Annotated in this window: 25 protein-coding genes; 8 read left to right on the top strand and 17 right to left on the bottom strand. The window is 62.4% G+C overall.

Annotated elements, in window-relative coordinates:
* Window positions 1–8: 8 nt before the first annotated feature.
* From ACZ5Y5_RS00260 to ACZ5Y5_RS00250, 3 genes are read right to left on the bottom strand one after another with little or no spacing between them, the layout of a single operon-like run.
* Complete coding sequence (locus tag ACZ5Y5_RS00260; protein ID WP_464809223.1) at window positions 9–1055, bottom strand: homocysteine S-methyltransferase family protein; 1047 nt, start codon at window positions 1053–1055, stop codon at window positions 9–11.
* Window positions 1052–1984 (bottom strand): methylenetetrahydrofolate reductase, encoded by a 933-nt coding sequence (gene metF, locus ACZ5Y5_RS00255; RefSeq protein ID WP_464809222.1) that lies wholly within the window; start codon window positions 1982–1984, stop codon window positions 1052–1054. The genes ACZ5Y5_RS00260 and metF overlap by 4 nt, the downstream gene beginning before the upstream one ends.
* Window positions 1981–2952, bottom strand: coding sequence for an ArsR/SmtB family transcription factor (locus ACZ5Y5_RS00250; RefSeq protein ID WP_464809221.1), 972 nt, complete (start codon window positions 2950–2952; stop codon window positions 1981–1983). Before ACZ5Y5_RS00250 ends, metF begins: the two co-directional genes overlap by 4 nt.
* 214 nt (window positions 2953–3166) lie before the next feature.
* Here ACZ5Y5_RS00250 and ACZ5Y5_RS00245 point away from each other — a divergent pair, with 214 nt between their 5' ends.
* Window positions 3167–3394, top strand: a complete 228-nt coding sequence (locus ACZ5Y5_RS00245) for a circumsporozoite protein (protein ID WP_464809220.1) — start codon at window positions 3167–3169, stop codon at window positions 3392–3394.
* A gap of 151 nt (window positions 3395–3545) precedes the next feature.
* Here the strand turns inward: ACZ5Y5_RS00245 and ACZ5Y5_RS00240 are convergent, their stop codons facing one another.
* Window positions 3546–3956 (bottom strand): hypothetical protein, encoded by a 411-nt coding sequence (locus ACZ5Y5_RS00240; RefSeq protein ID WP_464809219.1) that lies wholly within the window; start codon window positions 3954–3956, stop codon window positions 3546–3548.
* A 276-nt stretch (window positions 3957–4232) separates the two neighbouring features.
* Here ACZ5Y5_RS00240 and ACZ5Y5_RS00235 point away from each other — a divergent pair, with 276 nt between their 5' ends.
* On the top strand, window positions 4233–5237 hold the full coding sequence (locus ACZ5Y5_RS00235) for an esterase-like activity of phytase family protein (RefSeq protein WP_464809218.1): 1005 nt from the start codon (window positions 4233–4235) through the stop codon (window positions 5235–5237).
* 232 nt (window positions 5238–5469) lie between these two features.
* On the opposite strand, the gene rpmB is transcribed toward ACZ5Y5_RS00235, so the two are convergent.
* A complete protein-coding gene (gene rpmB / locus ACZ5Y5_RS00230) occupies window positions 5470–5763 on the bottom strand; it encodes a 50S ribosomal protein L28 (RefSeq protein ID WP_097090848.1) in 294 nt (97 codons plus the stop codon).
* Window positions 5764–5918: 155 nt separating this feature from the next.
* On the opposite strand from rpmB, the gene ACZ5Y5_RS00225 reads away from it, so the two are divergent.
* Entirely contained in the window at window positions 5919–6140 is a 222-nt protein-coding gene (locus tag ACZ5Y5_RS00225) for a hypothetical protein (RefSeq protein ID WP_464809217.1), read from the top strand.
* Between the two features lie 248 nt (window positions 6141–6388).
* On the top strand, window positions 6389–6847 hold the full coding sequence (locus ACZ5Y5_RS00220; protein ID WP_464810552.1) for a nucleoside deaminase: 459 nt from the start codon (window positions 6389–6391) through the stop codon (window positions 6845–6847).
* Here ACZ5Y5_RS00220 and ACZ5Y5_RS00215 read toward each other — a convergent pair.
* Window positions 6809–8710, bottom strand: coding sequence for a hypothetical protein (locus ACZ5Y5_RS00215; protein ID WP_464809216.1), 1902 nt, complete (start codon window positions 8708–8710; stop codon window positions 6809–6811). The two genes, ACZ5Y5_RS00220 and ACZ5Y5_RS00215, sit on opposite strands and share 39 nt — an antisense overlap.
* A gap of 45 nt (window positions 8711–8755) precedes the next feature.
* On the opposite strand from ACZ5Y5_RS00215, the gene ACZ5Y5_RS00210 reads away from it, so the two are divergent.
* Window positions 8756–9175 (top strand): GtrA family protein, encoded by a 420-nt coding sequence (locus ACZ5Y5_RS00210; RefSeq protein WP_464809215.1) that lies wholly within the window; start codon window positions 8756–8758, stop codon window positions 9173–9175.
* A 3-nt stretch (window positions 9176–9178) separates the two neighbouring features.
* On the opposite strand, the gene ACZ5Y5_RS00205 is transcribed toward ACZ5Y5_RS00210, so the two are convergent.
* Genes ACZ5Y5_RS00205 through ACZ5Y5_RS00195 form a run of 3 tightly spaced genes read right to left on the bottom strand, consistent with a single transcriptional unit; the run spans window position 9179 to window position 11631 of the window.
* Entirely contained in the window at window positions 9179–9985 is an 807-nt protein-coding gene (locus ACZ5Y5_RS00205) for a LytR/AlgR family response regulator transcription factor (RefSeq protein ID WP_062118703.1), read from the bottom strand.
* Complete coding sequence (locus tag ACZ5Y5_RS00200) at window positions 9982–11088, bottom strand: sensor histidine kinase (RefSeq protein WP_464809214.1); 1107 nt, start codon at window positions 11086–11088, stop codon at window positions 9982–9984. The genes ACZ5Y5_RS00205 and ACZ5Y5_RS00200 overlap by 4 nt, the downstream gene beginning before the upstream one ends.
* A gap of 60 nt (window positions 11089–11148) precedes the next feature.
* Complete coding sequence (locus ACZ5Y5_RS00195; protein WP_464809213.1) at window positions 11149–11631, bottom strand: winged helix-turn-helix transcriptional regulator; 483 nt, start codon at window positions 11629–11631, stop codon at window positions 11149–11151.
* Between the two features lie 112 nt (window positions 11632–11743).
* On the opposite strand from ACZ5Y5_RS00195, the gene ACZ5Y5_RS00190 reads away from it, so the two are divergent.
* The 3 genes from ACZ5Y5_RS00190 to rplL all read left to right on the top strand — a co-directional run bounded on the left by ACZ5Y5_RS00190 (window position 11744) and on the right by rplL (window position 15708).
* Window positions 11744–13849, top strand: coding sequence for a RelA/SpoT family protein (locus ACZ5Y5_RS00190; protein WP_464809212.1), 2106 nt, complete (start codon window positions 11744–11746; stop codon window positions 13847–13849).
* Window positions 13850–14739: 890 nt separating this feature from the next.
* Entirely contained in the window at window positions 14740–15255 is a 516-nt protein-coding gene (rplJ, locus tag ACZ5Y5_RS00185; RefSeq protein ID WP_464809211.1) for a 50S ribosomal protein L10, read from the top strand.
* Window positions 15256–15333: 78 nt separating this feature from the next.
* Window positions 15334–15708, top strand: coding sequence for a 50S ribosomal protein L7/L12 (gene rplL, locus ACZ5Y5_RS00180; RefSeq protein WP_464809210.1), 375 nt, complete (start codon window positions 15334–15336; stop codon window positions 15706–15708).
* An 85-nt stretch (window positions 15709–15793) separates the two neighbouring features.
* Here rplL and ACZ5Y5_RS00175 read toward each other — a convergent pair whose 3' ends face one another.
* The 8 genes from ACZ5Y5_RS00175 to ACZ5Y5_RS00140 all read right to left on the bottom strand — a co-directional run bounded on the left by ACZ5Y5_RS00175 (window position 15794) and on the right by ACZ5Y5_RS00140 (window position 23713).
* Window positions 15794–16072, bottom strand: a complete 279-nt coding sequence (locus ACZ5Y5_RS00175; protein WP_464809209.1) for an Hpt domain-containing protein — start codon at window positions 16070–16072, stop codon at window positions 15794–15796.
* Window positions 16072–16437 (bottom strand): response regulator, encoded by a 366-nt coding sequence (locus ACZ5Y5_RS00170; protein ID WP_464809208.1) that lies wholly within the window; start codon window positions 16435–16437, stop codon window positions 16072–16074. Before ACZ5Y5_RS00170 ends, ACZ5Y5_RS00175 begins: the two co-directional genes overlap by 1 nt.
* A 15-nt stretch (window positions 16438–16452) precedes the next feature.
* Window positions 16453–18078: a GAF domain-containing sensor histidine kinase gene (locus ACZ5Y5_RS00165; protein WP_464809207.1), complete on the bottom strand. Its 1626-nt coding sequence runs from the start codon at window positions 18076–18078 to the stop codon at window positions 16453–16455.
* 81 nt (window positions 18079–18159) lie between these two features.
* The gene (locus ACZ5Y5_RS00160; RefSeq protein WP_464809206.1) at window positions 18160–18876 is read right to left on the bottom strand and encodes a Crp/Fnr family transcriptional regulator; all 717 of its coding nucleotides are present in this window, start codon (window positions 18874–18876) and stop codon (window positions 18160–18162) included.
* Window positions 18848–19129, bottom strand: coding sequence for a DUF6894 family protein (locus tag ACZ5Y5_RS00155; protein WP_464809205.1), 282 nt, complete (start codon window positions 19127–19129; stop codon window positions 18848–18850). Before ACZ5Y5_RS00155 ends, ACZ5Y5_RS00160 begins: the two co-directional genes overlap by 29 nt.
* A gap of 85 nt (window positions 19130–19214) precedes the next feature.
* On the bottom strand, window positions 19215–19721 hold the full coding sequence (locus ACZ5Y5_RS00150) for an energy transducer TonB family protein (RefSeq protein WP_464809204.1): 507 nt from the start codon (window positions 19719–19721) through the stop codon (window positions 19215–19217).
* 285 nt (window positions 19722–20006) lie between these two features.
* Window positions 20007–21626, bottom strand: coding sequence for an NAD(P)/FAD-dependent oxidoreductase (locus ACZ5Y5_RS00145; RefSeq protein ID WP_464809203.1), 1620 nt, complete (start codon window positions 21624–21626; stop codon window positions 20007–20009).
* A 65-nt stretch (window positions 21627–21691) separates the two neighbouring features.
* Window positions 21692–23713, bottom strand: coding sequence for a TonB-dependent receptor family protein (locus tag ACZ5Y5_RS00140; protein ID WP_464809202.1), 2022 nt, complete (start codon window positions 23711–23713; stop codon window positions 21692–21694).
* Window positions 23714–23746 lie beyond the last annotated feature (33 nt).

Below are 23746 nucleotides of genomic sequence, written 5' to 3'. Positions count from 1 at the left end.
CCCGCAATTTAAGCCGCGATATGCATGGGCTCCAGCCCCGCGAGCCGCGTCACCACCGGCAGTTCCGGCACCTGACGCGGCTTATGCCCCGCAAGCGCCTTCGCCACCGCACCGATATGCGCGGGCGTCGTCCCGCAGCAGCCGCCGACCATGTTGACCAGCCCCTCATCCACCCACTGGCGAAGGAGCGAAGCCGTCGTCTCCGGCAACTCATCATATTGCCCCAGTTCATTAGGCAGCCCCGCATTGGGATAGGCCAGGATCAGCGTATCGGCATTCTTCGCCAACTCACTCAGATAAGGCCGCAGCAAATCCGCCCCGAACGCGCAATTCACCCCGATGGTCAGCGGCTTCAGATGCCGCAGCGAATACCAGAAGGCGTTGATCGTATGCCCCGACAGGTTCCGCCCGGACATGTCGGTAATCGTAAAGCTCAGCATCAACGGCACAGGCCGCCCCGCCGCCGCCTCGGCCTCCCGCGCAGCCATGCCCGCCGCCTTGGCGTTCAGCGTATCGAAGCAGGTTTCGACCAGCAGGAAATCCACCCCGCCCTCTATCAGCGCATCGCACTGCTCGCGATAGTCCGCCTTCAGCGTGTCGTAATCAACCTCGCGATAAGCCGGGTCATTGACGTCCGGCGAGATCGACAGCGTCTTGTTCGTCGGCCCGATCGACCCCGCCACGAAACGCGGGCGGCCGTCCTTCGCCGTCGCCGCCTCGCACGCCCGCCTAGCAATCTGCGCGGCGGCGATGTTGATCTCCCGCACCAGATGCTCGCAGCTATAGTCGGCCATGGCGATCTTGGTGGACGAGAAGGTGTTCGTCTCGATCATGTCCGCGCCCGCGTCGAGATAGGCGGTGTGGATGCCCTCGACGATATCCGGCCGGGTCAGGCACAGCAGGTCGTTATTGCCCTTCTGGTCCTTCGCCAGATCGAGCGAGCCGCGATAATCGGCCTCGGTCAGCCCATGCTTTTGGATCGACGTGCCGTAGCCGCCGTCGAAAATCATGATCTTTTCCGCCGCAACGGCGCGGAAGCGTTCCTCGGCGGTCATGCCGTCTTCTCCAGTTGCGGCCGAAGCCCGAGCAGATGGCAGATCGCGTAGCTCAGTTCCGCCCGGTTGAGCGTATAGAAATGAAAGTCGCGCACCCCGCCCGCATAGAGCTTGCGGCACAGCTCGGCCGCCAACGTCGCCGACACCAGCTGCCGCGCGGCGGGCAGATCATCCAGCCCTTCGAACAGCTTGCCCATCCAGCCCGGCACATCGGTGTTGCACATGGCCGACATGCGCTGGACCGCGGCGAAATTGCTGACCGGCATGATCCCCGGAATGATCTCCGCATCGATACCCGCAGCTGCCACCGTGTCGCGGAAGCGGAAGAAGGTTTCCGGCTCGAAGAAGAATTGCGTGATCGCACGGCTCGCGCCCGCGTCCAACTTGCGCTTAAGATTATCGATATCGCTCTGCGCGCTGGCCGCGTCGGGGTGCGTCTCCGGATAGGCCGCCACCGAAATCTCGAAAGGATGCCGCTTGCGCAGTCCCTCCACCAGCTCCGCCGCGCCCTTGTAACCTTCCGGATGCGGCTCGAAATGCTTGCCCGCTTCGGGCGGATCGCCGCGCAGCGCGACGATATGCCGCACGCCCGCTTCCCAATAGGCGTCCACCACCTCGTCAATCTCGGCCTTGCTCGCTGCGACGCAGGTCAGGTGCGCGGCGGCGGAGAGCGGCGTTTCCTTCGCGATCCGCGCCACCGTGTTATGCGTCCGCTCCCGCGTCGATCCGCCAGCGCCATAGGTCACCGACACGAACTTGGGCGCCAGCGGCGTCAGCGTCTCGATCGCGGACCACAGCTGCTCCTCCATCTTCTCCGTCTTGGGCGGGAAGAATTCGAAGCTCACATTCAGGTCGCCCGCCAGGTCCGCATAGAGCGGGGCATCCAGCGCCCGCCGGGCCTCTTCGACGGAGGGGAAGGAAAGTGTCATGCGGAAAGTCGTCCTTCATGTCGCAGGATGCGCGCGCCTTTGCGGCGCCCCAGCCATAATTGCACCGTCAATTCCTGGCCGGGCAGAACCTCCACCCGTTCCAGTTCCAGGCCCGCCTGCGCGAACCAGCTTTCGATCTGCTCGTCGGAAAAGCCAAGCCGCGCATGCTGGTCGCGCAGCCGCAGTTCTTCCCTCTCATGCGCGGCAAAGTCGGCGATCAGCACCCGCCCGCCCGCCGCGGTGACCCGCGCCGCCTCGGCGATCACCGCCTCGGGCGCCTGCGCATAGTGCAGAACCTGGTGCAGCACCACCGTGTCGATGCTGCCCGGCTCCAGCGGCAACGCGCCAAAGTCGCCCAGCACCAGCGCATATTTGTCCCCGGCGTCGTGCGGCAGCTTCGCCCGCGCCAGCCGCAGCATGTCGGGGCTCCGGTCCAGAGCCGTGACCTGCTCCGCCGACGGGCCGAACAGCTCGATCATCCGCCCGGTGCCGGTGCCGATATCCAGCAAATGCCCGATCGCCTCCGCGTCCAACAGAGCGGTCATCGCTGCCTCGACATCCACATCGGGCACATGCAGCGACCGGATCGCGTCCCATTCCTCGGCATGTTCGGCGAAATAGCTTTCCGCCGCGCGCGAACGGTCCGCCCGCACCGCCGCCAGCCGCGCGAGGTCCGCCTTCTGCCACAGATCTTCGCTTTCGGACGGCGCCAGTCGATCGAACAGCGTCAGAAAAGGCGCAATCGCCGCCGCTTTCCCCAGTCGCAGAAAAACCCAATTGCCTTCCTTGCGCCGCTCGACCAGACCCGCTTCGGCCAGGATACGGACATGGCGCGACACGCGTGGCTGGCTCTGGCCCACCACTTGGGCGATCTCGCCTACCGCCAACTCCATCGCGCGCAGCAGATAGATGATGCGCAGCCGCGTCGGGTCGCTCAAAGCCCTGAAGATGTCGAGTGCGGCGCTCATACCATCCCATATAAAGAAATCTTTATATACGTCAATGGCCGCGCAACGGCTCAGGCTACATCCCTCCGCGAAGCCCGGCAAAATGGCGAGTCGCATGAATGGGATTGCCATGAGTCGCCCAATTCATTACGAATCGGCCCCGCAGGCGCAAAGGGGGGTGAACTTTTCTCCGAGAGTGGTCTGCACTGTTTTTATCTCTGAGAGGGGTTTGCCCATGTCCAAGTCGATTGCTCTTTCGCTCGTTCTCGCCGCGTCGCTCGGCCTCGCCGCTTGCTCGAAGCATGAAGACAACGCTTCGAACGCTGCTGCCAATGCTGCTGAGAACGCTTCGAATGCTGCCGACAACGCCATGAACGCTGCCGAGAACGCTGCTTCGAACGCTTCCAACTCGGCTTCGAACGCTGCCAATGCTGCTTCGAACGCCGCTTCGAACGCGATGTAATTCCCTTTTCGGGATATTTGGAAATAGGGCCGCCCGGCGACGGAGCGGCCCTTTTCTATTGGACCCGGCTCACGGCCCATCCACAGCGCGGTGTCACAAAAAAAGGGCCGCCCAATCGGGCAGCCCTTCTTCATGACGATAGGACGATCGCTTAGCAGTCGCGGTCGATCGCGCGGCCAGCCAGCGCACCCACGCCCGCGCCGACAATGGCGCCAGCCGTGCCGTCGCCCCGGCGTCCATAACGGCCGCTGCTCTTGCCGATCTCGTTACCCAGCAGGCCGCCAGCGATCGCGCCGATGATGGTCCCGCCGGTCCCGTTGTCACGGCAGCGATAGCCGCCACGATAGCCGCGATAATAATTGTCGCGGTAATAGCGATCGCCACGATAGCCGCGATAATAGTCGCCCCGATACCCGCGATAACCCCGGTCGCCGCGATAATAATCGCCGCGCTCATAACGGCCCCAACCATCGCGCGCCTGGGCCGGCGCGGCAGTGACGGCGAGAGAGGCAGCGCCCATCGCCAGCGCCGCCCCCATATTGATCAGAAACTTGGTCTTCATGGCGTTGCTCCTCAAAATCTCGATCCAGGCGGGCCTTTCCTCGCGCCACACCATCGATTGCCCCCCTTCTGCCCGATTCGCATTGAGCCAAGCCTGAATGGCCGTGTCAGCCATCGTTCAGCTAAAAATCGCCTCGCTCCATATGCTTGCCGGACCTGGGTCGATCCGCTGCGACGCCCTCATCATAGGCCAAAAGCCGCCTCATGTCCCGCTCACGGACGGATTAGGCGGGCAAAGGCCATTGGTTCGCCGCGCACGATTGCCTATGGCCGGGCGATGCGCCGAATATTGATCGTCCTGCTTCTCGCGATCCTGCTGCTGCCGGCGCCCCACAAGAACAAGCCGGAGCTGTTCGGCCCCGGCCCGCTTCTCGTCACCGCGCGCCCTTTGCCACTGAGCGCCACGGACCCGTCGATCCACAGCGTCGGCGCGCTCGATTATCTGGGCGGCTGGCAACTCAACAGCCCGCATCACGGCTTCGGCGGCATCTCATCGCTTCTCGTCGATGGCCGGGACGAGGTACTGGCGCTGAGCGACTCCGGCACGCTCATGGGCTTCACCCTCCATCCCGGCCCCGCCAGCCGCCACCCCTTCATCGCGCCCCTGCCGATCGGGACGCAGGATCAGGATCAGCCCTGGTGGGTCTGGGATTCAGAGGCGATCGCCCATGATCCCGTGACGGATCGCTATTGGGTCGGCTTTGAAATGCTCCAGCGCATCTGCCGCTACGCGCCCGGCTTTTCGCGGGTGGAAGCCTGCCGCACCTGGCCGGATATCGCAGCGTGGCCGGAAACCGGATCGATCGAATCCATGGCGCGCCTGCCTGATGGCGGCTTCCTTGTGATCGCGGAGATGGGGATGAGGGCCGACGGCACGCACGACACGCTGCTGTTCAGCGGAGATCCCACGGAAAGCAGCACGCCCTCGCCCGTCCACCTGCGCTATGTGCCGCCCAAAGGCTACAGGCCGACCGATGCCGTCGCGCTCGATGACCGGCATCTGCTGGTGCTGAACCGCCGCGTCACGCTGCAGGAGCTCTTCACCGCCACATTGGCGCTGGTCGAACTGCCCGCAGCGCCAAAGCCTGACGCGCTGCTATGGGGCCGCCCCATCGCCCGGCTGGCGCCACCGCTTCTGGCCGACAATTTCGAAGGGCTCGCGATCACCCGCGAAGGCAAGCGGACCATCGTCTGGATCGCGTCGGACGATAATCACGAATTCTTCCAGCGCACCCTGCTGCTGAAATTCGCACTGCGGTCAGATCGAGGCGTCCCGCGTTAGGATGCGGATCTGCACCCCGTTCGCCCTGAGCTTCTCGAAGGGCCCTTCTTCTCTTCAAGTGAAGTGAAGAGGCTTCGACAGGCTCAGCCCGAACGGCTCTTGCTCAAGACCAAATTCACTCCGACTCTGGCGGTCCGCACTTTGGCGCGGCCACTCACCCCCACGCCGCACAACGCAAAAAAGCGGCCCGTCACCAGGCCGCTTCTTAAAAGCCGAAACGAATCGAACCGAATCAGGCGGCTGCAGCAGCCTGCTTCTTCACGATGTCGCGCTTCAGGCGGCGCGCCTTCAGCGACAGCTTTTCATCGCTGGTCTTCAGCAGCCAGTTGTCCAGGCCACCATTATGTTCGACCGAACGCAGGCCATGGGTCGACACGCGCAGCTTCACGGTCGTTTCCAGCGTTTCGGAGATGAGCGACACGTTCTGCAGGTTGGGCAGGAACACGCGCTTGGTCTTGTTATTGGCGTGGGAAACATTGTGACCCACCTGGCGGCCCTTGCCGGTCAGCTCGCAAATGCGCGACATAGTCAATCAACCTTGTAGTTCGTGTACGTTCGGAAAGCGGCGCCAGTAGCGGGATTCCCGATACGCGTCAACCCGCTCCGCCCAGCGATCGGACCGCTTTCGCAACCCTTTTCCCCGCTCGGACGTTTCTTGCCCATATAGGAAAGGAAGGCGCAATGCGACTCATAGGCGGCTTGTTGCTGATTGTCCTGCTGGTGCTTGCCGCGGGTATCGCTACCGGCTTCATCAACCTGCAGAAGACGCAGGAAGGCAGCCTGCCCAAGATAGCGGTGGAGGGCGGCCAACTCCCCAAATTCCAGGCCGATGTGGCGAAGGTCGATGTCGGCACCCGCAACGAAACCGTTCAGGTCCCGACCGTGGACGTGAAAAAGCCCTGACCGACGGCTCAGAACGTATAACATAATTGCTACTCTCCCGATCCTTTGAGCGCGATCGGGAAAACCGGACGTAGCGCCCTCAGCTTCTCGATTTCTCTCGAAGCGAACGGACCACCCCGATCCGCAGGCGCGGCAGCTTTTCTCCGCGCCTCCGCGCCCGCCGTGAAGGCGCTCTGCGCGCTCTGCGCCTTTGCGCGAACCAAACAGAGATGCAGACGCGGCCTACCAATCGCTATAAGGAAGCGCTCATGCCGCCGCCCTTCCCCCTCCCAGCGCCCATGCGCCGCGCGCTTGACTTGGCAGCCGCTGCCGAGCGAGCGGGCGAGGTGCCGATCGGCGCAGTCGTGACGCGGGACGGCGAAGTCATTGGAGAGGGCGAAAACCGCAACCGGCGCGACAATGATCCCACCGCCCATGCCGAAATCGTCGCCCTGCGCGCGGCGGCGGCGCGGATCGGCGACTTCCGCCTTACGGGCTGCGACCTCTGGGTGACGCTGGAACCCTGCCCCATGTGCGCGGGCGCCATTTCCCACGCCCGCATCGCCCGCCTCTACTACGGTGCGTCCGATCCCAAGGGCGGCGCGATAGAACAGGGCCCCCGCCTATTCACCCAGCCGCAATGCCTCCACCGGCCCGAAGTCTATGGCGGGCTCGGCGAAACCGAGGCTTCAGCGTTGCTGCGGGACTTTTTCGCCGTCCGCCGCTGAATAATCGATCCGGTAGAGCGTGTAAGGCAGGGCAAAACCGCTCTTGAGCGGCACCGCGTGCAGCCACCCCGGCACATCGCCCCGCATCAGCCCGGCATAGAAACCGCGCGGACTGCGCGACTGATAGACGGTGCCTTCCGGGAAACCGGGGCAGATCAGCAGATAGGTCGCATAGTGCCGCGCCGCGATCGGACGAAAGGCTTCGGGCGATCCGTCAAAGGCATGATGCAGGTCCAGGATCACCTTGCCGTTGCGGTGATAGGGGCCAGCGAGCGCGCTATGGTGCGTCGTCGCGATGATGCGCGGGCCAAGATCGACCATGGTAAAGATGGTCGCGGGGGGAAGCTGGTTCAGCACCTCCAGCGCCGGCAGCGACCGGCATCGTCCATTCGCCTTGTTGATCGCGTCCTGCCGCGTCTTGACCCCCGGCTTCTGCGGCTTGGGCTTCTCGCCCGAGACTGCGGCCCATAGCTGGTTCATCTGCGGATAGAGCGGCGTCGCAAAGGCCGCCGTGGCGAGCAGCGCGGTCCCGGCGATCCCCAGCGCGCGCGCCAGAGGACGGCCGAAGAAGACCGCCTGAATAACGCGATGCGCCGCCCAGGCCGCCGGCGGGATCGCCAGCAACTGCGCCGCCGGACCGGCGCGCAGCTGCCAGAACAGCAAGGCGGTGGAAAACAGCATCATCAGCCCCACCGTGGCCCAGGCCCAGAGCCGGTCGCTGTCCCGCCGCGATTCCCACAGCGCCCAGATCAGGCCGAACAGGCCCGCCACCGGGATCGCCATCAGCGGCACCACCAGGCTGCGGGCTTGCGCGGTGATCGGCTTGGCCTCACGGATATTGGCCAACCACAGCCGCTCCAGCTCGGGCGAGATTTGATAGGCTCCGGTCAAGCATTGCGGCCAGTTGAACCAGGCGAAGGCGGCGACCGCCGCGCCGACGACAAGGCCCGCCCCCAGCCGCGCTGGCCAGCTCCGCAACGGCAGCAGCGCGAGCAGCGTCATGCCCGCGCCCACCGCGCCGAAGATCGCCACCCAGATGGGAGAGATCGCGTCGCAGACCATCTGGCGATTGGCGTAGCTCGCGAAGAGCAGGAAGAGGATGGACACCGATCCGGCAAGGCTCAGCGCATAAGGCAGCATCCGCCGCCCTGCGCCCTCCTTGAACACCCAGCGCAGCGCGATCAGCGCGCCGCCTGCCGCCAGATAGACGATCATCTCCATGCCGATGGCGATCGACAGCGCGCTGCTGACCCCGGCGATGATGCCTCCGCGCAGCCAGTTGCGGTCGATCAGCCCGGCCAGCATCGTCACGGTCAGCGCCAGTTGCCAGCCATGATGGTCGATGCGCATCGGCACGAACATGCTGATCCCCATCTGCGCGGCGAAGGGGGCGAGCGCGGCTAAAATCCAGCCGTTTCCACCAGCCAGCCGCCGTGCGATGAAGCCCAGCGCCAGCATCAGCGGCAGCAGCGGTAGCATCGGCGCGATCGCGCAGGCCAGCCGGTCGGCCAGCCCTGGTTCGACGAAGGCGCGGAAGAACAGCATCAGGCCCGCGATCGGCAGATCGACGAGGCGCGACCAGTGGATGTTGAAACCTGCGGGGGGGTCAAGCCGATATTGCCGCAGATCGTACCAGCCCTGCCCCGCCAGCCAGTCCTTCACCTGGACGAAGCGGATATTGTCGTCGGTGTCATTCAGCGTCAGCCAATGGACCGAAGGCCAGCGCGAATAGAGCAGCCAGGCTGCAGCCGTGACCCACATCAGGAAGGTCAGCCACTTCCAATTCTGCTCCGCCCATATGGACAGGCTGGTCAGGGCGCGCGTGGCGCGGCCGCGCAGGGGAACACCGCTTTGCAAGTTCATGGCGGGTGGATTAGAGGCTCCGCATCAAATCGCAACGGGGCCTCCATGAAATTGCTGTCACGCCTGCCGCCGGAAAGACAGGCCCTGTTCTGGCAAATCGTCCGCTACGGCATCAGCGGCCTGTTCATCACCGCCTGCCAGGCGGCGGTTTACTGGACGCTCGCCGCGCTGGCCGGATGGCATCCGCAGATCGCCAATGTGACCGGCTATCTCGCGGCGGTCATGATCGGCTATGTTACGCACAGCGCCTTCACCTTCCGCGGCCATGGCAGCGAAGATGGCGGGCATGCGACGCGCGGGGTCAAGTTCGTCGCGGTCTCCCTGCTCAGCTATGCCTTGAACGCCCTTTGGGTATTCCTCTGCGTCACCCATATGAAATGGCCGGAATGGTCGCCCATCCCGGCCATGATCTTCGTAACGCCCGCGGTGATGTTCGGCCTCAACCGCCAGTGGGTTTTCCGTTGAAACTCAATGGACGAAGCGCGCCACCACGTCCCTGTAGGAACGACTGACCTTCACCTGGGCGCCTGACTCCAGCACCAGGAAACACTCCCCATTGGTATGCGGCTTCACCTGCCGCACTTGGCTCAGATTGACGATGGTCGATCGATGCACCCGCTGGAAATTCCTGGGATCCAGTCTTTTCTCCAGATCCTTCATGGTTTCGCGCAGGATCAGCGAATTATCGGCGGTATAGATGCACATATAATCGCCCGCCGCGTCGATCCGCTCGATCGAATCGACATCCACGCGGAAAATCTGTCCCCGGTCCTTGATGTTGATGAGCTTTTCGAAGCGATTGGACGACGGCGCGTCCTCGTCCCCTCCAGCGTTGAACTCGTTCATCGCATCGGGCGCGACTTCGGCCAGCACCTCGCGCAGCTTTTCGGCTTCCTGCACCTGCTTCTTTTCGGACAGGCGCTGGCGCACCCGGTCGAGCGCATCGGCAAGGCGGCCTTCGTCCACCGGCTTCATCAGATAATCGACGGCCTGCGCTTCGAAGGCGCGGATCGCATGGTCGCTATAGGCGGTGCAGAATATGAACAGCGGCGGCTCGACTTCCATCAAGCCCTGGACGACGGAAAAGCCGTCAAATCCGGGCATCTGAATGTCAAGGAACACAAGGTCGGGTTTATGCGTCTTGATTGCTCGAATGGCTTCGCGGCCGTTCGAGCAGGTTTCTACGATTTCGACATCCTCATGCGCTTCCAGACGCAGCTTGAGGCCTTGGATAGCCAGGCTTTCGTCGTCGACGAGGATTGTTCTTATGGTCATGCGGCCACTTTCGATGGTTCATCCAGATTAAGCGGCATTTCGATCTGGACCGAAAAGCCGCTTGGCGTGGAACGCGTTTCAAAGCTCTGTCGTTCCCCGAACGCCTGAATCAGGCGATCACGGATATTCGCCAAGCCAACGCCTGTCCCTTCGCTCACCGGATTGTTCGGGCGGGTGAACCCCTCGTTCAATCCCGGACCCGTGTCGGACACGACGATCCGGACGTTTTCACCGGCAGGCTGCGCCGTAATGGAGATTTCGGCCCCCTCCTCCTTGGGCGTCACCGCGTATTTGATCGCATTTTCGACCAAGGGCTGGAGCAGCAAGGAAGGCAATCGCGACTGCGCCACAGCCGGATCGATGTTGAAGACGGGCCGCAGCCTGTCTTCAAACCGCATCTTCTCGATCTCCAGATAGAGTTTCAGCGTCTCCACCTCCTGCTCGATCGTGACCTGCGCCGTCGGCTCATTGATCAGAGTATAGCGCAGAAAGGAGGACAAGCGTGAGAGCATCGCATTCGCCCGATCGGTCTGCTTCAGCAACACCAGCGTCGAGATGCTGTTCAGCGTGTTGAACAGGAAATGCGGATTGAGTTGGTAGCGCAGCATGGCCAGTTGCGCGCTCGACGCCTGATTTTCCAGCCGCAGCAGCTGATCGGCCTGTTCCTCCACCGTCAGGTAGAAATTGATTGCATAATAGAGCGCTGACCAGGCGCCGAGCAGGGTGATGCTAAGATAGAAGGCGCCCAGAAATAGCTGCAGCCCCGCCGTATCGCTGCCGCGATTCTGCGTGGAAAAGACCCAGGCGTCGATAAACGCCACCAACCCCGCCGCCGCAACCACTGTGACGATCGAAGCGCCCCAGGTGACGATCGGCCGCTGCTTCTGCAGAAAACGGAAGATCACCGCGATCAGCAGCGTCACCGAATAGCCGCTGACAGTCGAGATCATCACGGGTATCAGGCTGGATAGCGGCTGCCCATTGGCGATGGTCGAAGACCCGCGCAGCAGGAAGGCTCCTGCCCATCCCACCGATTGCAGGTTCCAGAAGGCGCGGTTCTTGTCAGCGAAAAAAGGCTGAGGCTGGATACGATGCACAGACATTGCCGCCAGCCTAGAACATCCCACAAAAAAGTGGGAACCGCTTTTTCGTGGGACCTAAGTTCAGGCCGCGGCTGCTGGCTCCGCCGCCATGGGCGTGATCTCGTCGGGGCAGAGCCACACCAGGTCGCTCAACTCCAAAGGCCGACCGTCATGCGCCTGGATCGTCACCTTGCGTATCGGCTGCCCGTCCCGCCGGTCGGCCAGCACCTGACAGGATACAGGACCGCAGCCCCATTTTTCCCCCCATTGCCGCAGCGCGATCATGACGGGGGCGAGCTCCTGGCCCTTTTCCGTCAGGCGATATTCGATCTTGCGCCGGTCGCACTGCATCGGTTGGCGCAGCATGATGCCATTTTCGACCAACCGGGCCAGACGATTGGCCAGGATGTTGCGGGCGATGCCCAGCGTCGATTGAAATTCCTCGAAATGCCGGATTCCGGACAATGCGCCACGCAGGATGAGAAACGACCAGCGTTCCCCCATCGCTTCCAATGCGCTGGGAAGCGCGCACTGTTCCAGATCCTGCGCCAAATTGTGCTTCATCGTCCTGCCTAGATAGCTTAAAGCCACCGCCGTTGCAAAAGCGCAGCCATTTTACGGCTAAATGGGATTTTTTTGTTGCACAGCAAGATGCTTCCCGGACAATCGCGCCACGATGCTGCGTCAATATGAACTTGTTGAGCGGGTGAAGCGCTACGATCCGGATGCGGACGAAGCGATGATCAACCGCGCCTATGTCTTTTCCGTCCAGAAACACGGGTCCCAGAAGCGCGCGAGCGGCGACCCCTATTTCAGCCATCCGATTGAAGTCGCCGGCATATTGACCGACTTCAGCCTGGATGATCAGACGATCGTCACCGCGCTGCTGCACGACACGATCGAAGATACGCTGGTCACCTATGAGGAGATTGAAAGCGCGTTCGGCAAGGACGTCGCGCGTATGGTCGACGGCGTGACGAAGCTGTCGAAGATCGAGGCCATGTCCGAAAATGAACGGGCGGCGGAAAATCTGCGCAAATTCCTGCTCGCCATGTCGGACGATATTCGCGTGTTGCTGGTGAAGCTGGCCGACCGGCTGCACAATATGCGCACGCTGCACTTCATCAAGAATGAGGCCAAGCGCCGCCGCATCGCACGCGAGACGATGGATATCTACGCACCGCTCGCCGAGCGGATCGGCATGTACGACTTCATGCGCGAAATGCAGCTCCTCTCCTTCCGCGAACTGGAGCCGGAAGCCTATGACAGCATCACCAAGCGGCTGGAGCAGCTGAAGGAAGGCGGCCATGACAAGGTCGATCGCATCGGCGCGGAGCTGCAGCTGCTGCTGGGCAGCAAGAATCTGTCCGTCACCGTGTCGGGGCGCGAAAAGCATCCTTATTCCATCTGGAAGAAGATGCAGGAGCGGCACATCAGCTTTGAGCAGCTGACCGACGTCATGGCTTTCCGCGTGATCACGGAAACGACCGAGGATTGCTACCGCGCTCTTGGCGTCATCCACCAGACCTACAAGATGGTCCCGGGGCGGTTCAAAGATTATATCTCCACGCCCAAGCGCAACGGCTATCGCTCGTTGCACACGACCGTCATCCATCAGGACAATGCCCGTATCGAGGTGCAGATCCGCAGCCGCGACATGCACCATGACGCCGAACTGGGGCTCGCCGCGCATTGGGCCTATAAGCAGAAGGGCGACGCCAACGATCATCACGCAGCCTGGCTGCGCGACCTCGTCGAAATCCTGGAGCAGAGCCAGGACGCCGACGAACTTCTCGAACATACCCGCATGGCGATGTATCAAGATCGCATCTTCGCCTTCTCTCCCAAGGGCGAGCTGCATCAGCTGCCCAAGGGATCGACCCCGGTCGATTTCGCCTATGCGGTCCACACCTCGCTCGGCAACCAGACGGTCGGGGCGAAGGTCAACGGCCGGGTTGTGCCGCTGCGCACGCCGCTCGAAAATGGCGATCAGGTCGAAATCCTGAAGTCTGAAGGGCAGGAGCCGCAACCGGGATGGCTGACCTTTGCCATCACCGGCAAGGCGCGAGCCGCCATTCGCCGCTTCATCCGGCAGAAGCAGCGAGGCGAGGAAATCGCGCTCGGCGAAAAGCTCTATGACGAGATTATCGGCCGCTTCTCCCCCGAACTCGCCAGCGAGCTGGGCGACAAGGCGTTGAAGGCCGCGCTCAAGCGCCTGAAGCTTGATGACCGCGGCGCGCTCATGATCGCCATCGCCACCCACCGCCTTCGCGATTCGGAGGTGATGGAGGCCCTTGTTCCCGGCTCCACCAGCGCCGAGGGAATGGAGGAGGCGCATCCGCGCCAGCATGCGCCCGTATCGATCCGCGGTCTGACGCCCGGCATCGCCTATAATCTGGGCGACTGCTGCCACCCCGTCCCCGGCGATCGCATCGTCGGCGTGCGCCGCACCGGCGAACCCATCGAGGTTCACACCATCGACTGCCGCTCGCTGGAAGCAGGCCAGGACGACGACTGGATCGACCTCGCCTGGGACAGCAAGTCAAAGGGCGGCACCGCGCGGCTTCAGGTGATCGTCAAGAACCAGCCGGGCGCGCTCGCCGCCGTCGCGAACGTCTTCGGCGCGACCAAGGCGAACATTCTGAACCTCCAACTGGTGAACCGCGAAGGCCCGTTCCACACCGACATCATCGATTTGGAAGTAAACGATGCCCAACACCTGAACCGCATCCTCTCCGCCCTTCGCGCGCTCGACGCCGTGGTGCAAGCGGACCGGGTTTAGGAAATTGGGCAGTTTGGAAATGTCGGCTTCAAAAAACGCCCGTTCGTGCTGAGCTTGTCGAACTCTGCGCGCTACGGCCTGAGCATCCCGCGTCCTTCGACAAGCTCAGGACGAACGGAGTCGGGCGGATAAACGACATCTCCCTCCCGCAGGCGGGAGGGGGCCAGGAGGTAGGCTGGCGCAATATCAGCGGCAACGTCAAACGGCCAAGTCGCGGGTCGCAGACACGTCTCGAACTGACCCCCTGCAATCACCCTCACCCTCGTCACCCCGGACTTGATCCGGGGTCCCGCTCCTTTGGTTGGGCAGAGGAGCCGTGAGCTTGTCGAAGGATCCGGCATGAAATCAAAGCTTCCCACTTAGCCTGCCACCCCCTCCCCACTCTGTTGCCACCCCGCCACAACAGGCGAAAAAAACATCCTATTTCCTCCCCCGCCCCCCACTTTCCCCTGTCCTACATCCCTCCGGCCACCTTATCCCGCCTCGGTCTTTGAAACGTCCGACTGCTTCCCACAACGCCTACGCGCGCCCGCGTACGCGCGCGCATACGGTGTGAACCTCGGCGAAAAATGGCGGTTTTCCGTGCTCCATTCCACGCCATCGTCAGAATCCGCGTGACATCGCTCCTACAAATCTGTACGGGCGCCCGCAGCAGGCCCTTTTTGGGTCTTCCGTCCGAGACAGTCGGTGAAGGGAATCTGCCCTTCTTAATTTCCGGCCTAGACGGGGAAAAGTTCTTTACCGGCCGGGCTTGTCCCTGTCCGGGTCTGCCTGTTCTCCCATGAGGGATGCGGGCCAGTCGATCTCTCCCCTTCGGACTTAGTGCCCCGTGCTGGCCACGGGTTTTAGCCGTTCACCGGTTCGCCGGTGGACATGAAGTGGAGAATGGCATGGATCGTAATCAGAAAGCTGAGGTCGTTTCCGCGCTGAACGCACATCTGGCGGAAGTTGGCGTGGTCGTCGTGACCCGCAACCTCGGCATGACCGTCGCCCAGTCGACGGACCTGCGTCAGAAAATGCGCGAAGCCGGCGCGACCTTCAAGGTTACGAAGAACCGCCTCGCCAGGATCGCTCTTGAAGGCACCGACTATACCAGCATCAGCAGCCTGCTGACTGGTCCGGTCGCTCTTGCCTCCTCGGCCGATCCGGTCGCAGCCGCCAAGGTTGCGGTCGAATTCGCAAAGACCAACGACAAGCTTGAGATCGTTGGTGGCGCGATGGGCGAAGTGCTGCTGAACGCGGAGGGCGTCAAGGCGCTCGCCTCGATGCCGTCGCTGGATGAACTGCGTGCGAAGATTGTCGGGCTGCTCGTTGCACCCGCGACCAAGCTCGCGACCGTCACCCAGGCACCGGCTGCGCAGCTCGCGCGGGTCTTCAACGCCTATGCGGAAAAGAACGCGGCCTGATCGGCCCGGCCTTTTTCGGAATAACGTTTTCAACTCTTGTTTTAGGGGCATGTGCCCCGCCCAGAAGGGAATAGTAACATGGCAGATATCAATGCTCTGGTCGACCAGCTGTCGGCCCTGACCGTCCTCGAAGCCGCTGAGCTGTCGAAGGCCCTGGAAGAAAAGTGGGGCGTTTCGGCCGCCGCTGCCGTCGCTGTCGCCGCTCCGGCTGCTGGCGCCGCTGCTCCGGCTGCTGAAGAGCAGACCGAGTTCGACGTCGTTCTCACCGGCGACGGTGGCAAGAAGATCAACGTCATCAAGGAAGTCCGCGCCATCACCGGCCTGGGCCTGACCGAAGCCAAGGCGCTCGTCGAAGGCGCGCCGAAGGCGATCAAGGAAGGCGTCAGCAAGGACGAAGCCGAAAAGCTCAAGAAGCAGCTGGAAGAAGCCGGCGCGACCGTCGAGCTCAAGTAATCGGCTTGGCTCCGCTTCATGCGGAGCCGACCGGTCCAGCTCAGCTGGAATGGGGCGGTATCTTCGGATGCCGCCCTTTTTCGGCTCAGCCGACCTCATCCAGCGCTACGATCAACGCGCGACCCAAATCCGCCAGCACCTGAGGGTCCAGTTCTCTCTCCACCCCATCTTCCAAGGCCGACGCTTGCATACTGACCTCCCCATAGCCGAAGATGGCGGCGATGCCCGCCATACCATGAGCCAGACGTAGCAACTGCGGATAGTCACCCTGCCGAAGCGCCTCTGCGATTTCGGCCCGATCCGATGCGGCCCGTTGATGGAAACGCTGGCGCAGCATCTCCATCTTCTGATCGGGCCCGCTCATCAGCGGAGCAGTGCCCGCACCGTTGACGCCAGGGTCATGGGATCGAAAGGCTTCGCCAGCACCGCGCAGGCGCCCAGCGCCTTCAGGTCATTCACATGCCGCGGGTGCGTCTTGGCGGTGATGAAGGCTATCGGGATTGCTTGCGTGGCTGGATCAACCCCCAACGCCGCCAGCGTTGCGGGCCCATCCATTCCGGGCATCATCACATCAAGCAGGATGAGCGCGGGCTGCCATTGCTTCGCCTGCTCCAGCGCTTCTCCTCCCGATGCCGCCGTTCTGACTTCCAGCTCCGGGTCGAGTTCCAGCGACATGGCAGCGATCTCCCGCAGATCCGCCTCATCATCAACATAAAGGATGCGAGTCATCTGCGCCCTCCCTGCTCAATTCGTCGGGGAAAGAGGGAGTTCTACAAGGAAAGTCGCCCCCCTCTCCGCTTCCGGGTCCAGCGCGATGCTTCCGCCGTGGGCCTCGACAATGGCCTTGCTGATCGCGAGGCCCAGGCCCGTGCCCGTATGGCCAAGCTGATGCGCGCCATCCTCCTGCTCGAACCGTTTGAACAGCCTCGCGCGGAATTCGGGCGAAACGCCGGGCCCTTCATCAGCGACACTGATCCGGGCAACTTGTCCCGCACGCTCGAGCGAAACGCGTACATGGCCTCCAGCGGGCGAGAATTTGCAGGCGTTCGAAAGAAGGTTCGCCATCACTTGGCAAATGCGGTTGCCATCCACGTTGGCGAGTAATGGCGCGGCGGCTTGGTCGAAATCGACATGTACGCCGAAACGCTGAGCATAAGGCTCGATCTGCTCAACGGCTTCAGTGAGAAGAGTGGTCAGATCGCGGTCATCGAAATGGAAGACAAGCTTGCCCGACTGCAGCTTGTCCATGTCCAGTAGGTCGTTCACCAGATGAATCAGGCGCTCTGCATTCTTGCCGCCGATCGCGACCAACTGCTTCGCACGCTCCGGCAACTCGCCCGCAGCGCCGCCCGCCATCAAACCCAGCGCACCCGAAATGGCGGTCAGCGGCGTCCGAAGCTCATGGCTGACAGTCGAAACCAGTTCATCCTTGATCCGGCTAATCTGCCTTTCCTGCGTCACATCCCGTGCGGTCATGATGAAGCGCCCGCCCCTAATTGATTCGCGGCGGATGTCGAGGATGCGGCCGTCGCGACGCTGTATCTCCAGGCGCCGGCTGCTATTAGTTCGAATGGATTGGACGAAGCCTGCGACGATCTGATCTGGATCGCCTGGACCAAGTTCGCCCCGCTCAGCGGTCATGCGGATGAGATTGCGCGCATCCAATCCCCCCTTTACGCTGTCAGGAGCGTAGTCGAAAAGATCGACGAAAGCCTGGTTCCACAGCATCAGCCGCAGGTTTTGATCGACCACTGCGACACCGCCGCTGACATTTTCCACCGTCAGTTTCAGCAACTGCCGCTCTTCGTCGAGCTTGCGGCGATGCTCCTCGGCGGCGAAACCTTCGACGCGCAGCTCAATCAGGTCAATCACCGTGCGCGCCAGTTGAGCCAATCGCTCTTTGTCCGCCTCACCGAAAAGCCGAGGCTTGTAATCGACAATGCACAAAGTGCCGATCGGCTGCCCATTGGCCACCCGCAGGGGCGCCCCGGCATAGAAGCGGATATGCGGCTCACCCCGGACGAGGGGATTGCCGCGGAAGCGCGGGTCCTGGGTCGCGTCAGGCACCACCATGACGTCCTGCTGCAGGATCGCGAAAGCGCAAAAGGCGATATCGCGCGACGTGTGCGTCTGATCGATACCGCACGCCCCGCGGAAGCATTGTGTGTCCGACCCTACAATCGATACTAGGGACATGGGAACTTTGAACAGTTCCGCTGCGAACTGCGTGATATGGTCGAAGGGAAGCTCGCGGCCGATGCCGCCAAGACGATAATGTTCCAACGCCTTCAGCCGATCGACCTCGTCCGCCGGGATCGGTGGTTTCACCCTTTCAGCGTTCACCTGCTGACTGTCTTGTGATGCCGGCATGAGTTCCTGACGTTCCGGATGGCGATCCTGTCAATCCACACCTTATTGCATCTGAAATCAACAACTTCTCGACTGCCGCCGTCAGAGCGGGTCGGCGTTCAGGTAAAGATAGCGGTCGTCGAAATCGGCTACGGCCTTCAGCCCGTCCAGATCCAATATCTGCACCTCACCACGCCGGTAGCTGAGCAAGCCCCGGTCCCGTAACAGCCGCAAGGTACGGTTGACGTGAACCGCCGTCATTCCCAAACTCTCGGCAAGCTGTGATTGGCTCATGCCCAGATTGAAGCTCTCGCTTACTCCGCCGACAACTTGCAGCCGCACATGAAGCTCGCAAAACAGCGCGGCCAGCCTTTCCACCGCCGATCGCTGGCCTAGGGACAATTCCCATTCACGGTTCATGCAGGCATCCAGATTGGTGCTGAACCAATACAGGCGCCCCAGGCGGGGCCATTGCTCTATCAGTTGCCGGATATGTTCATGCGGCACAAGCGCAATGGTGCAGTCAGTCAACGTCATGACATCATGTTCAAGACGCTTGAGGGTGAAGCCATGCAGATCAACAAAATCGCCAGCAACATGGATCTGCGTGATCTGCCGCTTGCCACCGGCGAGGTCCTTGAGGCGGCACATGAACCCTTCGAGCAGCAATGTGCTCGCCTCCAGCCGTTCCCCTTCATGCACTACGGTCGTGGTGCGTCCGACACGCCGACCTGGAGGAATGATGGCGCGCACCGCCTCTTCCTCTGCACCCGTCAGCGAGTGCCGGAACTTAAGCTTGGCGAGATGAGCCTCTATCATCGCGGTCTCCTGGGCCGAGCCGGAGACACACAGCCTCGCTGAAGGATACCCGCCCGAATTGTGCGCCGGATTCACTCCTGATGTCGATCCATCCGGTAAGGTCGATTACGCCCTTCATTATTTCTTCGCTGAGGATCGAGCGGATGCTCCGAATAGCGAATGCGCGGGGATCGTCATCGTCACTGAGTTCGCGGCCCTCCTCGTCCGCAGTAAAACCGGTGCCGTTGTGGAGGTCAAAATGAAGGCGACGCATGGCGGGAGAACGCGCCCTCCCGTCGGAAAGTTTCCAGGCGGGTTGAGGGGGCGCAAAATGGCTGTGCGCCCCGTCAGCCCTTCAATTAGCGCTGCGCGATGAGGATCGGACGCTCCCCTGGGGCCTGCGCCATTGTTTGCGCGCGGTGTTCGGCACGCAGACTGGTCAGCATATTCTCTCTTTCCGTCGCATCATTGGCGACGATAATCCACGCTTCGAACTTGGACCCTGAACGGACATCCTGCGGCAGAGGATAGAGTGAACCCATCGACCGGATCGCCCGCATCGAAATGCGATCGATGCTGCCCGATGCCGAGGAGCCAGTCAGGGAGATATTTTCCGGCCTGCCCTGTTCTCCCAAGCGGAACTGCACACGTGCATAGCCGGTCGAAGTGCTGTCCCGATAAAGCGACGTTGCCTGACGGATGCTCCGCGACAGCCGCGATGCCGCCCGATCCGTCCACTTCTCATAGCTTATCGTGTCCTTGTCAGGCGCCACGACCGTCAATTGGCCGGGGCCCTGCCGTGCACCTGCAGCCACCGGCAGAGCCAAGCAGACGCAAAGCGCCGCCATCACAGGTTTGGCGTACATAGAGGCCTCCTCTGTCTGTTCATCGATTTTCACTGAGAGCCACTGCGGCAGCGTCGGACCGGCCGAGAGCAGCGCAGACTGTATATTGCAAAGCCGATCGGAGGGGTAATTAATATACCCGAGCAATGTCATTGGGATAGGATTATTTCATGCAGGCTTCATTTTTTGACAGAAATGGTCTTTGGCCTCTGTTTTTGCCTCGGCTCGCAAAGATGATCGGTTAAGTCCCCGTTGCGACTGCCTTTTGCCGAACTTCCGCTACGGCATCGCCAGGGCGACTCGGCATCAGCTATTGATCGCCATTCCTACGGCCTCGGCGACCTTTATCCCATCAATGGCAGCGGACAGGATGCCACCCGCATAGCCCGCTCCTTCACCCGCCGGATAAAGGCCGGCCACATTGAGGCTTTGGAAGCCCTTGCCGCGCGTTATGCGGATTGGGGAGGATGTACGGGTTTCCACTCCTGTCATGACCGCGTCGGGGTGGTCGTAATTGGCGATCTGGCGGCCGAACACGGGCAGCGCTTCCCGGAAGGACTCTATGACGAAGGCAGGCAGGCAGCGGGACAGGTCGGTCATGGTGACGCCCGGCTTGTAGGAGGGGACCACTTCGCCGAGCGCGGTCGAAGCGCGTCCCGCCAGGAAATCCCCGACCGTTTGAGCCGGCGCCCAATAGGAGGAGCCTCCAGCGGTGAAGGCCAGGCTTTCCAAATGGCGCTGCAGATCGATCCCGGCCAAAGGCCCACCCGGATAATCCCGTTCCGGATCGATGCCTACAACCAGACCGGAATTGGCGTTGAATTCGGCGCGGCTATATTGGCTCATGCCGTTGGTGACGACACGTCCCTCTTCGGACGTCGCGGCGACCACGCGCCCGCCCGGACACATGCAGAAGCTGTAAACAGTACGCCCATTCTCGCAATGATGGGCCAGGCTGTAGGCGGCGGCGCCCAATATCGGATGGCCGGCGCATTTGCCATAGCGCGCGCGATCGATCCACCCCTGCGGATGTTCGATGCGTACGCCTATGGAAAAAGGCTTGGCTTCGATATGCACGCCGTGACGGTGCAGCATCTCGAAAGTCGGCCGCGCGCTGTGCCCGACCGCCAGCACCACATGGTCCGCCTCGATAAAGCTGCCGTCACCCAAGTGGAGGCCGCGCAGACGCTGCGAACCATCGCCATTCCGCTCCAGTTCCAGTTCATCAACCTTGTGCTGCCAGCGATATTCGCCGCCCAACCCCTCTATCTGGCGTCGCAGGCTTTCAACCATGGTGACGAGGCGGAAGGTGCCGATGTGGGGATGTGCTTCGGTCAAAATGTCGTCGGGAGCACCGGCCGCTACGAATTCCTCCAACACTTTTCGTCCCAGAAAGCGGGGGTCCTTTACCCGGCAATAGAGCTTGCCGTCGGAAAAAGTCCCTGCGCCACCCTCGCCGAACTGGACATTGCTGTCTGGGTTCAGTTCGGCCCGTCGCCACAGGCCCCAGGTGTCTTTGGTCCTTTCCCGCACAACCTTCCCGCGATCGAGGATGATCGGGCGGAAGCCCATCTGCGCCAGGATCAGCCCCGCGAACAGGCCGCAGGGTCCCGCTCCCACCACGACAGGCCGCTTCCCCGCCCAATGTTCTGGCGCACGGGTAACGAAGCGATAGTCGGTATCCGGCCGCCGGCGCACATCATGGTCACCTGCGAGGCTATCCAGCACCGCCTGTTCGTCGGTCAGCTCGACATCGACAGTATAGACGAGCTGGATGGCGTTCTTGCGGCGCGCATCATTGCCCCGGCGGACAACGACATGGCGGATCAGATCCGAAGCCTCGATTCCTAACCGCGCGCAGATGGCGGCAGGCATCGCCTCGGCCGGATGGTCGAGGGGGAGTTTCAGGCCGGACAAACGCAACATGGCGCTGCCTCTAGCCCCATTTCCCGCCTCGCTCCACCCCCTCATGAGGATAGGCGCACGCCTTTTCAGAGACGTGCGCGCAGCCCCGCATAGATGGCACGCCGTTCGATGGGGTAGAAAGCCGCCTGGCCGGTGTAGCGGACCGCCGCGCCTATATCGCCGATCGCCCGCTCCTTGGTCAGATTGCGAGCGTCGAGGAAAAGGGTGAGGCCCGGGAGCAACTCCGCCTGCGCGCCGAGGCTGAGCGTCGCATAACCGTCCGTCCGCTTGCTGTTCTGGTAATCGACCCACGCGCCCTGCGGCACCCATTCGACGGCGGGGGAGATGCTAGCGCGCTCACTGCCGAGACGCAGTTCCCCGCGATAAACATGGCGCGGCACTACGGGCAGGCGATTGTCGCCATAGAGTGCGTCACCGCGGAAGCGGAAGTCGCTATATTGATAGACTTGCCGCAGCAGCGCCCAAGGCGCCAGCATCAGGTCCAGGCCCGCTTCGACACCCTGGTGGCGCGTGCGGTCCGCGTTGAAGGTAGCGGCAGGAATCACGCCCGCCTGCACATTATATTGCAGCATCTCGCCCCGGATATCGGCGCGGTAGAGGCTGACGTCCCAGCGGGCGATGCCCCAACTGCCGCGCGTGCCGATCTCGGCCGTCCAGGCTCGCTGCGCGTCGAGGGGAGTGAAGCCGGGTAATGTCACACCCCCTGCACCTGTCGCAAGCTGACCCAGTTCGATGAAGCCAGGCAGTTCGACCGATCGGCTATAGTTGGCATAGAACTGGGCCGTCCGGGACGGCTCGAACAGTAGGCCGAACTTCGGGGCGAAGCTGTCGAACTTCGCACCGCCGCTGCGCGCGGACGCCAAGCGATTGTCGAGCCGTCGCTCGCCATGGGTGTAGATCCCCCCGGCGATCAGCCATAGGCCCGCGACCGGTGCGATCCGCGCCTCGCCATAGCTGTTGATGGTTTGGGCATGCGCTTTCTGGATCGAGGTTACCGCCCCTGGCTTGCCGTTCAGATTGACGAACTGGCGGAAATCGCCACGGCCGAAGCGCGCCTGGCTCCCCAGCGTCAGCGCCACGGGCACGCCGCCAAGTTCGCCCGTCAAATCAAGGCTTACGAAGAGTCCGCGATCTTCCGACTTCTGATCCACGACCTGATAGATCGGATGGTCGAGCGATTTACTGTTATAATAGGCGCCGAAGGCCAGTTCGCCGCTATCCAGCTGGACGGTCGTTCGGTTCTGGAAGCGGATCGAATCGATGTTGCGCGCTTGGTCGCCCGCGAAGGTGCCCTTGCCAGGATCATCGAGCGCATCGGCTTCGTTGAGCGCGCCGGACAGCTTTTGCCGGATGGTCTGCGCGCTGGCGTAGAAGCGCGTTTCCACCCGATCGCTGAGCTTCAGGCCGATATTGCCGTTGAAGCGCAACGCCTTTCGCTGACCATGATCACGATCACCATCGGACCGGTCGGCAGTGACTGCAGCCCAGGCGTCGCCGCGCTCATCGGCATAGCCGTAGGCTGCCTTGCCGCGCAGCGTGTCGAAGGAACCGCCATCGACCCGCAGCTCCGCGCCCGGCGCAGTACGGCCGGTCGGCGTGACCGCATTGATCGCTCCACCCAGGGTGGAGCCGCCCAGACGCAAAGCGTTGCCACCGCGATAGACTTCCAGATGCTGGAACACCTGGGGGTCCAGTTCCTGGAAGTCGCCGTTATCGTCGGCCATGTTGATAGGGATGCCGTCCTGCAGCAGCGTCAGCCCCCGCATGTGGAAGCCGCGCGACAGGCCCGAGCCGCGGATGGAGATGCGAACCTCCTGGCCGAAGCGGGGCTGGGTGTAAACGCCAGGAGAGAAGCTGAGCGCGTCACGGAGGGAGACGGCGAGCTTATCCTGAAACTCTTCGGCGGAGACCATATCAGCGCCGCCAGCGGTGCGGTCGATCCGTTCTGCTGCGGCTTGAATCACCGGGCTGGCAGTGACGATGATGCGGCTTTGCTCAGAGGCTCCTTCGGCCAGAGCGGGAATGGAGATAAGCGAACAGGCAAGGGCGCACAGCGAAACGCCGCGCGCGACAGAAAGAGCGGACATGGTAGAGAACCTCGTGAAAATGGGACGCGCAAA

This window comes from Sphingobium sp. TomTYG65 (assembly GCF_055395525.1).
The sequence above is the reverse complement of the archived record's forward strand: the minus strand, read 5'-3'. Positions and strand labels throughout refer to the sequence as shown.